The 9,361-nt window shown below is 57.7% G+C and carries 6 protein-coding genes and 2 rRNA genes (1 of these 8 only partly in view); 4 read left to right on the plus strand and 4 right to left on the minus strand.

What is annotated here, in order from left to right; translation table 11 throughout:
• The first annotated feature begins 51 nt into the window (after window positions 1-51).
• On the plus strand, window positions 52-2,334 hold the full coding sequence (locus tag ACY8FN_RS02880) for a putative bifunctional diguanylate cyclase/phosphodiesterase (protein ID WP_463099184.1): 2,283 nt from the start codon (window positions 52-54) through the stop codon (window positions 2,332-2,334).
• Here the strand turns inward: ACY8FN_RS02880 and rep are convergent.
• A complete protein-coding gene (gene rep / locus ACY8FN_RS02885) occupies window positions 2,331-4,343 on the minus strand; it encodes a DNA helicase Rep (RefSeq protein ID WP_068978113.1) in 2,013 nt (670 codons plus the stop codon). The genes ACY8FN_RS02880 and rep overlap by 4 nt on opposite strands.
• Window positions 4,344-4,524: 181 nt before the next feature.
• Between rep and ACY8FN_RS02890 the strand changes: the two genes are divergently transcribed.
• Both ACY8FN_RS02890 and ACY8FN_RS02895 read left to right on the plus strand, forming a co-directional pair.
• On the plus strand, window positions 4,525-5,745 hold the full coding sequence (locus ACY8FN_RS02890; RefSeq protein WP_463099185.1) for a SufS family cysteine desulfurase: 1,221 nt from the start codon (window positions 4,525-4,527) through the stop codon (window positions 5,743-5,745).
• Between the two features lie 13 nt (window positions 5,746-5,758).
• On the plus strand, window positions 5,759-6,193 hold the full coding sequence (locus tag ACY8FN_RS02895) for a SufE family protein (RefSeq protein ID WP_463099186.1): 435 nt from the start codon (window positions 5,759-5,761) through the stop codon (window positions 6,191-6,193).
• Window positions 6,194-6,214: 21 nt separating this feature from the next.
• Here the strand turns inward: ACY8FN_RS02895 and tcdA are convergent, their stop codons facing one another.
• Window positions 6,215-7,051 carry a tRNA cyclic N6-threonylcarbamoyladenosine(37) synthase TcdA gene (gene tcdA, locus ACY8FN_RS02900; RefSeq protein ID WP_463099187.1) on the minus strand — a complete coding sequence of 279 codons (837 nt, stop codon included), beginning with the start codon at window positions 7,049-7,051 and terminating at the stop codon, window positions 6,215-6,217.
• Between the two features lie 227 nt (window positions 7,052-7,278).
• Here tcdA and ACY8FN_RS02905 point away from each other — a divergent pair, with 227 nt between their 5' ends.
• Entirely contained in the window at window positions 7,279-8,241 is a 963-nt protein-coding gene (locus ACY8FN_RS02905) for an IS1595 family transposase (RefSeq protein ID WP_463098985.1), read from the plus strand.
• Window positions 8,242-8,284: 43 nt separating this feature from the next.
• Here ACY8FN_RS02905 and rrf read toward each other — a convergent pair.
• Together rrf and ACY8FN_RS02915 are read right to left on the minus strand one after the other, a co-directional pair.
• Window positions 8,285-8,399, minus strand: a 5S ribosomal RNA gene (rrf, locus tag ACY8FN_RS02910).
• A 125-nt stretch (window positions 8,400-8,524) separates the two neighbouring features.
• Window positions 8,525-9,361 (minus strand): 23S ribosomal RNA (locus ACY8FN_RS02915); it runs 2,053 nt beyond the window's last position.

The following is a 9,361-nucleotide window of genomic DNA, read 5'->3' on the forward strand; positions in this document are numbered from 1 at the left end:
ATCTATCGGCTTCCGACTACTCTTGTAAGGTAGACCTATCGGGAGTTGCTCATGTCGTCCCAATCCATCGAACCCCACTACTCAACTCCTCTGCTGGCGTTGGTCTCTGCCATTATGGACTTCCCAGCGCAGCAAACGGCCACGGTAGGGGATTACGACGCACTTATCCAGCAAATTGATCAGCTCTGCCCGCTGCAACATTTCGGCATGCTGGGCCTCTCCGATACCGGCTTGAACTGGATCTACGCCCACAAGGTGAGCGACACCTTCAAACAGCAACTCGGCCGGGAGCAATCTCGCATCGCCGATCAGCTCACCCAGCTGGATGAGGCTGAGGGGTGGTGTGTCTTCCCCATCGAGCATGGCCAGATACAGTGGCTACTGGCGCGCGGCGCGCCAACAGATCTGCCGACCCTGCGCCTGCTGCTGGAGTGTCTGGCCAAACGGCTGACCGAAACCCAAGCGGACTATCATCTCGCTGAACTCCCGTCTCCGTTGTTCCGTAAAGATCCTAACTGGAAGAAGAAGATTGAGAGCATCAGCCGCATCATACGGTTAGCCAACACCCTGCCGGGTCAGGCGCTGTTTTCCCAGCTAGAGGCCGTTCTGCGCCAGATGCTGGCCATCGAGGACATGCTGCTGGTCAGGCTCAATAGCCAGAAGCTGGAGAAAATTTATCCGGCACACCCTCACCAGAGTGATGAACTCATCAGTGGTTTATGTCACAGCACCAGCAATATCGAGGTAAACAGGGAATCACGACACTGGCACAGCATGCCGCTACGACTGCAGCAGCAGTATTTCGGCCACTTCATCATCAGCACGGCTCAACCGCTGGAGACCGATGACAAGCTGTTCCTCGATTTCTTGCGCGGCCAGCTCACCCTGTTGCTGGAGTTAAGGCGGATCCGTCAGCAACTCACCGACATCAACACCGAGGACTCCATCAACCAGCGGCTGCAGCAGTTGCGCCAGACCAACCTCAGATTGCAAAAGCAGCTCAAGCAGCATCAAGAGCTGGAGCGACGGCTGCAATTCGATGCACTCCACGACCCCTTGACCCAGCTACCCAACCGGGCGCTGTTGATGAACCACCTCAATCAAGCCATGACCCACTACAATCGCTACAAATCGCCCGGATTTACGGTGATTTTTATCGATGTGGACCACTTCAAGCAGATCAATGACACCCTGGGCCACAGTGCCGGCGATCAGCTACTGAAAGAGGTCAGCCGCCGGCTGCAGACCTGTATCCGGCAAAATGATCTGGTGGCCAGACTGGGTGGCGACGAGTTTGTCATCTATCTGGATAGCAGCAAACACGAGGACGACATCAGCCCGGTGCTCAACCGCATCATCAGCCGCCTCTCCTATCCGTTCAGGCTGTTAGGTAACGAGCTGAATATTACCGTCAGCCTGGGGGTATCGAGCGTATCCGAGCAAACCACGGATATTAGCCAACTGCTCCATCAAGCCGATCTGGCCATGTATCAGGCCAAGCGCAATGGCCGCAGCCGGATCGTCCACTACTCGGAAGATTGCATTAACCAGAACTGGAATTCACCGGAGGAGATGCTGGCCAGAGCGTTACGAGAGGGGCGAATCGTCCCCTACTACCAACCGGTGATCCGGCTGCAAGACAGTCACCTGACCGGGCTGGAGGTGATGGCACGCTGGTTGACCGAAGAGGGAGTGCTGAAAGATGCCTTTGATTTTATTCCGCTGGCGGAGCAGTGCGGTCTCATTCTCGAACTGGATTACCAGATCCTGCGGCGAACCTGCCAACAGTTAAAAAACTGGTTGCCGTTCTCGGGGCAAAGCAAGTTCAAGGTCGCCATCAACCTCTCGGGCAAGCACCTCGCCAACCACGACCATATCATGCGGCTGATGGCCATCATCGAGGAGGTGGGGGTTGCCCCCAACTATCTGATTTTTGAATTCAACGAGCGGGAATTGTCACGACAGGATTCCGATGCGCTCGCGTCCTTGCATGACTTGCGAGCCAAGGGCATCCAGATCAGCCTGGATGATTTTGGCACCGGCTTCTCCTCCCTCAATGCCCTGTTTCACTTTCCGGTGGATTACATCAAGGTGGATGACAGCTTTACCCAACGCATGCTGCAGTCACCCAAAGATTTGGCGTTGATCCGCGCCATGCGGGATATCTGTCAGGATCTTAATTACACCCTGGTGGTCGAGGGGATCGAGAACCAGCAACAGTTGCAGAAGCTGATCGACATCGGCTGCCAGATGGGGCAAGGACGATACATCTCCCCCCCGATGCCCGGAGCCGACATAGTGCCGCTGCTTGCCCCGGCCAGCCCACCGCTTTAGTCCTTCTTGAACATCGCCCGCAGATTGGCAATGCCCACTTGTCCTTTCTGCTGGCGCTCCTCGGCCGTCACCTTCTTCTGATTTTCCCACTCCAGATCATCCTGCGGTAGCTCCAGCAGGAAGCGGCTCGGCTCTGGCCGTACCGACTCGCCAAACTGGCGCCGCTCCTTGCAGAGGGTAAAGGTCAGCTCGGTCTGGGCCCGGGTGATCCCCACGTAGGCGAGACGACGCTCCTCCTCCACGTTATCTTCATCGATGCTGGTCTGGTGCGGCAGCAAGCCCTCTTCCATCCCCACCATGTAGACATAGGGGAACTCCAGCCCCTTGGAGGCGTGCAGCGTCATCAGCTGCACCTGATCGGCATCGTCCTCCCCCTCGTTGCGCTCCATCATGTCGCGCAGGGTGAGGCGAGTAACCACCTGAGCCAGTGTCATCGACTCCTCCAGCTCATCCCCCTCAAGCATCTCGGTGATCCAGCGATAGAGGGTGGAGACGTTCTGCATCCGCATCTCAGCCGCTTTCGGGCTGGGGGAGGTCTCGTAGAGCCACTCTTCGTAGTGGATCTCCTTGATCATATCCCGCACCGCCTCAACCGGATTGCCCCGTAGCGCCTGATCGCCCAGCCGCACCAGCCAGTTGGTGAATGCCTGCAGAGCCACGAGACCACGGCCGGAGAGGTGCTGCTCCAGCCCCAGCTCGAAGCTGGCGGCAAACAGACTCTTGCCACGCTGGTTGGCATACTGACCAAGCTTCTCAAGGGTAGTGGGGCCAATCTCGCGGCGTGGCAGGTTGACCACCCGCAGGAAGGCGGTGTCCTCGTCCGCGTTCACCAGCAGCTTGAGGTAGGCCATGATGTCCTTGATCTCGGTGCGGGAGAAAAACGAGGTGCCACCGGAGATGCGGTAGGGAATCCGGTTGGTCATCAGCGCCTTCTCGAAGATGCGCGACTGATGGTTGCCCCGGTAGAGGATGGCGTAATCCTTGAACCGGGTGCGGTTCATAAACTTGTGGCCCATCATTTCGGCAGCGATCCGCTCCGCCTCGTGCTCCTCGTTCTTGGCGAATAGCACCTTGAGCTTTACCCCTTCATCGAGCTCGGAGAAGAGTGCCTTGTCATAGACGTGCGGGTTGTTGGCGATCAGGATGTTGGCGCACTTGAGGATGCGCCGCTTGGAACGGTAGTTCTGCTCCAGCTTGATCAACTTGAGGCTGGGGAAGTCTTCACTCAGCAACACCAGATTCTGCGGCTTGGCACCGCGCCAGGAGTAGATGGACTGGTCATCATCCCCCACCACGGTAAAGCGGGAGCGCTCACCGACGATCTGCTTCACCAACTCGTACTGGCTGGTGTTGGTGTCCTGATACTCATCGACCAGCAGGTAGCGGATTTTGTTCTGCCAGCGCTCGCGCACCTCCTGATTGCTCTTGAGCAGCAGGGTCGGCATCACGATAAGATCGTCAAAATCCAGCGCGTTATAGGCCACCATCTGGCGGTGATAGCGCTCATAGAGCTGGGCCATCAACACCTCTTCCGGCCCGCGAGCGATGCGCATGGCGCGGGCTGGCAGGATGAGGTCGTTCTTCCAGTTGGAGATCTGGCTGATAAGGGCAGAGAGTTTGTCCTTGTCGTTGTCGAGCTCGTCTTCGGTGAGCTCCTTGAGCAGCGCCAGCTGGTCGGTGTCATCGAACAGAGAGAAGTTCGCCTTGAGATTCAGGCTCTTGTGCTCACGGCGAATGATATCGAGACCCAGGGTATGGAAGGTGGAGACCATCAGCCCCCGCGCCTCCTTGCGCCCCAGAGTCTGGCCGACCCGCTCCTTCATCTCCCGCGCCGCCTTGTTGGTAAAGGTGACGGCAGCGATATTGCGCGCGTTATAGCCGCACTGCTGCACCAGATAGGCAATCTTGTTGGTGATGACGCGGGTCTTGCCCGATCCGGCACCCGCTAGCACCAGGCAAGGGCCGGAGACATACTTGACCGCTTCGTTCTGATTGGGGTTGAGCTTCATGGGCCGGATCTCTTGGCTTATGATGAGGGGCGGCATTGTACCAGAAATCACCCGACGAGCCGTAGCTGCTACACGGCAGACAACCGCCAATCAGGCTTATCGCGCCTTGTGTTCGAGCGCTATTTTCAGGATCATGGCCGACCTTTCGAGATGATGACTTTTTCCAGATGATGAGGGGAGCATGAATCAGCAACAGCATGACCGACTGCGCAGCCAGTTTCCGGCCTTGGCGCAAGAGGTGAACGGCCACCCTCTGGTCTATCTGGACAACGCCGCCACCACCCAGAAGCCGCACGCGGTGTTGGATGCCATTGCTCACTACTATCAGGCCGACAACGCCAACGTGCACCGTGCCGCCCACGCCCTGAGTGGCCGCGCGACCCGTGCCTTCGAAGCAGCCCGCGAAACGGTCGCCCGCTTTATCAATGCGCCTGACAGCCACGAAGTGATCTGGACCCGCGGCACCACGGAGGCGATCAATCTGGTGGCCCAGAGCTGGGGGATGAGCGAGCTCAAGGCGGGGGACGAGATCATCCTCAGCACCCTGGAGCACCACGCCAACATCGTCCCGTGGCAGCTGGTCGCCCAGCGCACCGGTGCGGTGATCCGGGTTATCCCGCTCGATGAACGAGGTGATCTCGATCTGGCCGCCTATCACGCCATGCTGGGGCCACACACCCGACTGGTGAGCGTGACTCACGTCTCCAATGCTCTCGGTACCGTCAATCCGGTCGCCCGGATGGTGGCTGCCGCCAAAGCGGTTGGTGCCGTGACGCTGATCGACGGCGCCCAGGCGGTGGCTCATCTCGAGGTGGATGTGCAGGCCATAGGTTGCGACTTCTACGCTTTCTCCGGTCACAAGCTCTATGGCCCGACCGGCATCGGCGTGTTGTGGGGCCGCGCCGAGCTGCTGGAACGGATGCCGCCCTGGCAGGCAGGTGGCGAGATGATCGATCGAGTCAGTTTCAGCGGCACCACCTTCAATACTCTGCCCTTCAAGTTTGAGGCGGGCACTCCCCATATCGCTGGTGCCATCGGCCTCGCCGCCGCCATCGACTTTGTGATGGGGCAAGACCGGGGCTCATTAGCCAACCATGAAGAGACACTGACCGACTATCTGGTCGCCGGCCTGCAGCAGGTGCCGGGGCTGCGTCTGGTCGGCGAACCCGACCAGCGCGCCGGTGCGGTCTCTTTCCTGTTGGAGGATATCCACCCACAAGATGCCGCCACCCTGCTCGACATGCAGGGGATAGCCCTGCGAGTCGGCCATCACTGCGCCATGCCGCTGATGGAATCGCTCGGGATCGGCGGCACCATGCGCGCCTCGCTGGCCTGCTATAACAATCGGGACGATGTCGACGCCCTGCTGGCCGCCCTGCACAAACTCAGTGACTTCTTCTAAGGCAGACAACCGAATGAGTGACCTCGCAAGCTATACCCAGATCGGCCTTGAGCCCAACGCCGACACCATCCGCCAGCAGTTTGCCACCGCTCACGGCTGGGAGAACCAGTACCGGCTCATCATCCAGCTCGGCAAGCAGCTGCCGGCGCTACCCGGTGAATGGCAGCAGGAGGAATTTCGCCTCAAGGGGTGTGAAAGCCAAGCCTGGCTGAAGGGAGAGAAAAACGAGGATGGTTGCTGGCACTTTGCCTGTGATTCCGATGCTCGCATCGTGCGGGGCCTTATCGTCATCGTGCTGGCCGCGCTCAACCACCAATCGTCTGCGGCGATCCAGGTTTTTGATATGGAAGGCTATTTCACCGAACTGGGGTTGGAGAAACACTTGAGCCCGTCACGAGGTAACGGGCTCAGAGCGATCGTGCTGGCGATCCGGGAGCAGGCGCTCTAACCCGCCTTGCTCAGTGGTCGATTACGCTTCGCTAATCGACCCTGTTTCTTCATTCCCGATCTCTTTCTCGGCGCGGGCGCCCCGCTCGGCAATCTTCTTCAACACCCGGGACGCGGCAACCAGTCCGAAGGTTGCCGTCACCGGCGTCACGGCACCAAAACCGGAGGCGCAATCCATCTTCATGGTGCCATCGCTGGCCGCCTTGGCCTGACAGGTGCCACCATTGCCATCTGGATAGCTCAGTTGCTCGGTTGAGAAGACACACTCCACCGCGAACCTGCGCGCCGGATTCTTGCTGAAGTTGTGCAACCGGCGCAAGTCAGAGCGCACCTTGGCCGCCAGCGGATCCTGAATGGTCTTGGCCAGATCGGCCACCTTGATTTGAGTCGGATCCATCTGCCCGCCAGCACCACCGGCCACAATCACCGGGATCTTGTTGCGCTTGCAGAAGGCTATCAGCGCCACCTTGGCCTTGACCGAATCGATGGCATCCACCACATAGTCAAACTCTCGCTTGATATGTTCGGCCAGGTTGTCGGCGGTGACGAAATCATCCACCTCGATCACTTCGCAATCCGGATTGATGGCGCGAATACGCTCGGCCATCACCTCGGTTTTGAGGCGACCAACAGTACCCTGCATGGCGTGGATCTGGCGATTGGTATTGGTGATGCAGATATCGTCCATGTCGATCAGGGTGATCTGGTTGATACCGGCCCGGGCCAGCGCCTCCGCCGCCCAGGAGCCAACGCCGCCGATCCCCACCACACAGACCTTGGCCTGGCTAAAGGAACGCAGGGCGTTCTGACCATAAAGACGGGCAATGCCCCCGAATCGTTGTAGATATTCTGCTTTCATACCACCACCTTGCTTGAGGGCGGCCATTATAGCGACAACCACAGCCAGCGGCGATGACAGATCCGGAGAAAATAGAGGAGGAAAAACAGAAAAAGCGGCAGAGAAGAGGGAATAAGAGGTCAATATTTGGGCAATTTACTAAATGGCAGCCAATAAAAAAGGCTCTGTCCCAATTATGTGTTGAAAGGCTAAGCTTGAAGTAGGCCATCACCTTGAGGTCTACCATCATGGATACCCCAGCCTTTCAACACCTGTTGTCTCTCTTTCCACTGCTTACTCTGCGCCAACGCCGTGTTGCCCGGCAGGAGCTCACTGCGCCCCACGCCATTACCTCACTCAATACCCAACTACCTGCATGCAGTGGTTGCCCACATTGTCAGGCTGATGCCAGTCAGCTGGCACCCTGGGGATGGAGTCGGGGACTACGTCGCTACCGTTGCAAACTGTGTCTGCGCACCAGCACTGTGTTGACAAAGACCCCCTTGGCCAGATTACGTAAAGCCCAATGCTGGGAAGACTACGCGCAAGCCCTCATTGAAGGACTGACTGTCCGCCAGGCAGCTTTGCGTTGCGGGGTCAGCAAAAACACCGCTTTCCTCTGGCGCCACCGCTTCTTGCGTGCGATGGCCGCCCATCAAGCCACACGGGAAGAGGGTATCGTTGAGGTCGATGAAACCTTCTTCCTCGAATCGTTCAAGGGGCAACGGGGACTGCCGCGTCCAGCACGGCATCGCGGTGGTAAAGGGCGAACCCGGGGAACCGGGCTGGATTACATTCCGGTGATGGTGGTACAGGACCGTGCTGGCCATCATGCCGATTTTCAGTTGGAAAAGATGAACGCCGAAACAGTTATCGCGGTCTTGAAGCCCCTTGTCTCGCCGGATGCCGTGCTGTGTAGCGATGGCGCGGGCGTGTATGCCAGTTTCAGTAAAGTGCAGGGAGTGACTCATCAAGTAGTGCGCAATCGTCAGGGTGAGCGAGTGGTCGGAGCATTCCACATTCAACATGTAAACGGCTATCACCATCGATTGAAAGAATGGATGGTGCGCTTTCATGGCGTCGCAACTCATTATCTGAGGAATTATCTGGGTTGGCGCAGGATGCTGGAGCGTTACGGGAAGGGAGTGAATATCAAAGCGTGTTTGCATGAGGCGCTGGGGCACCCCATGCAACACGTAATTGGGACATAGCCATAAAAAACCCCGCTCATTGAGCGGGGTTCTTAAATTGGGTGCCTGGCAGTGTCCTACTCTCGCATGGCGAATGCCACACTACCATCGGCGCTACCGCGTTTCACTTCTGAGTTCGGCATGGGATCAGGTGGTTCCACGGCGCTATGGCCGCCAGGCAAATTCTTAATCTGAAAAGCTGACGTAAATAACGATGTCGCTCGTGGCTTCATCGCTATCACTGAATTAGTTAGTAGTTCGCTTGGTATTTGCTACAAGCCTCAGAACACTTCTTGGGTGTTGTATGGTTAAGCCTCACGGGTAATTAGTATGGGTTAGCTCAACACGTCGCCGCGCTTACACACCCCACCTATCAACGTTGTGGTCTCCAACGGCCCTTTAGGACCCTCAAGGGGTCAGGGATGACTCATCTCAGGGCTCGCTTCCCGCTTAGATGCTTTCAGCGGTTATCGATTCCGAACTTAGCTACCGGGCAGTGCCACTGGCGTGACAACCCGAACACCAGAGGTTCGTTCACTCCGGTCCTCTCGTACTAGGAGCAACTCCCTTCAATCATCCAACGCCCACGGCAGATAGGGACCGAACTGTCTCACGACGTTCTGAACCCAGCTCGCGTACCACTTTAAATGGCGAACAGCCATACCCTTGGGACCGACTTCAGCCCCAGGATGTGATGAGCCGACATCGAGGTGCCAAACACCGCCGTCGATATGAACTCTTGGGCGGTATCAGCCTGTTATCCCCGGAGTACCTTTTATCCGTTGAGCGATGGCCCTTCCATTCAGAACCACCGGATCACTATGACCTACTTTCGTACCTGCTCGACCTGTCCGTCTCGCAGTTAAGCTGGCTTATGCCATTGCACTAACCTCCTGATGTCCGACCAGGATTAGCCAACCTTCGTGCTCCTCCGTTACTCTTTGGGAGGAGACCGCCCCAGTCAAACTACCCACCAGGCACTGTCCGCGAGCCCGATTCAGGGCCCTGCGTTAGAACATCAAACATACAAGGGTGGTATTTCAAGGACGGCTCCAGCGCAACTGGCGTCACGCCTTCAAAGCCTCCCACCTATCCTACACATGTAGGTTCAATGTTCAGTGCCAAGCTGTAGTAAAGGTTC

It is taken from the genome of Aeromonas sp. 160P (assembly GCF_055193095.1).

Bases quoted from the DNA above. Each gene is read 5' to 3' on its own strand.
- ACY8FN_RS02890 (WP_463099185.1), top strand. From the start codon at position 4,525: ATGAATCAGCAACAGCATGACCGACTGCGCAGCCAGTTTCCGGCCTTG.
- rep (WP_068978113.1), bottom strand. From the start codon at position 4,343: ATGAAGCTCAACCCCAATCAGAACGAAGCGGTCAAGTATGTCTCCGGC.
- ACY8FN_RS02905 (WP_463098985.1), top strand. From the start codon at position 7,279: ATGGATACCCCAGCCTTTCAACACCTGTTGTCTCTCTTTCCACTGCTT.
- ACY8FN_RS02880 (WP_463099184.1), top strand. From the start codon at position 52: ATGTCGTCCCAATCCATCGAACCCCACTACTCAACTCCTCTGCTGGCG.
- tcdA (WP_463099187.1), bottom strand. From the start codon at position 7,051: ATGAAAGCAGAATATCTACAACGATTCGGGGGCATTGCCCGTCTTTAT.
- ACY8FN_RS02895 (WP_463099186.1), top strand. From the start codon at position 5,759: ATGAGTGACCTCGCAAGCTATACCCAGATCGGCCTTGAGCCCAACGCC.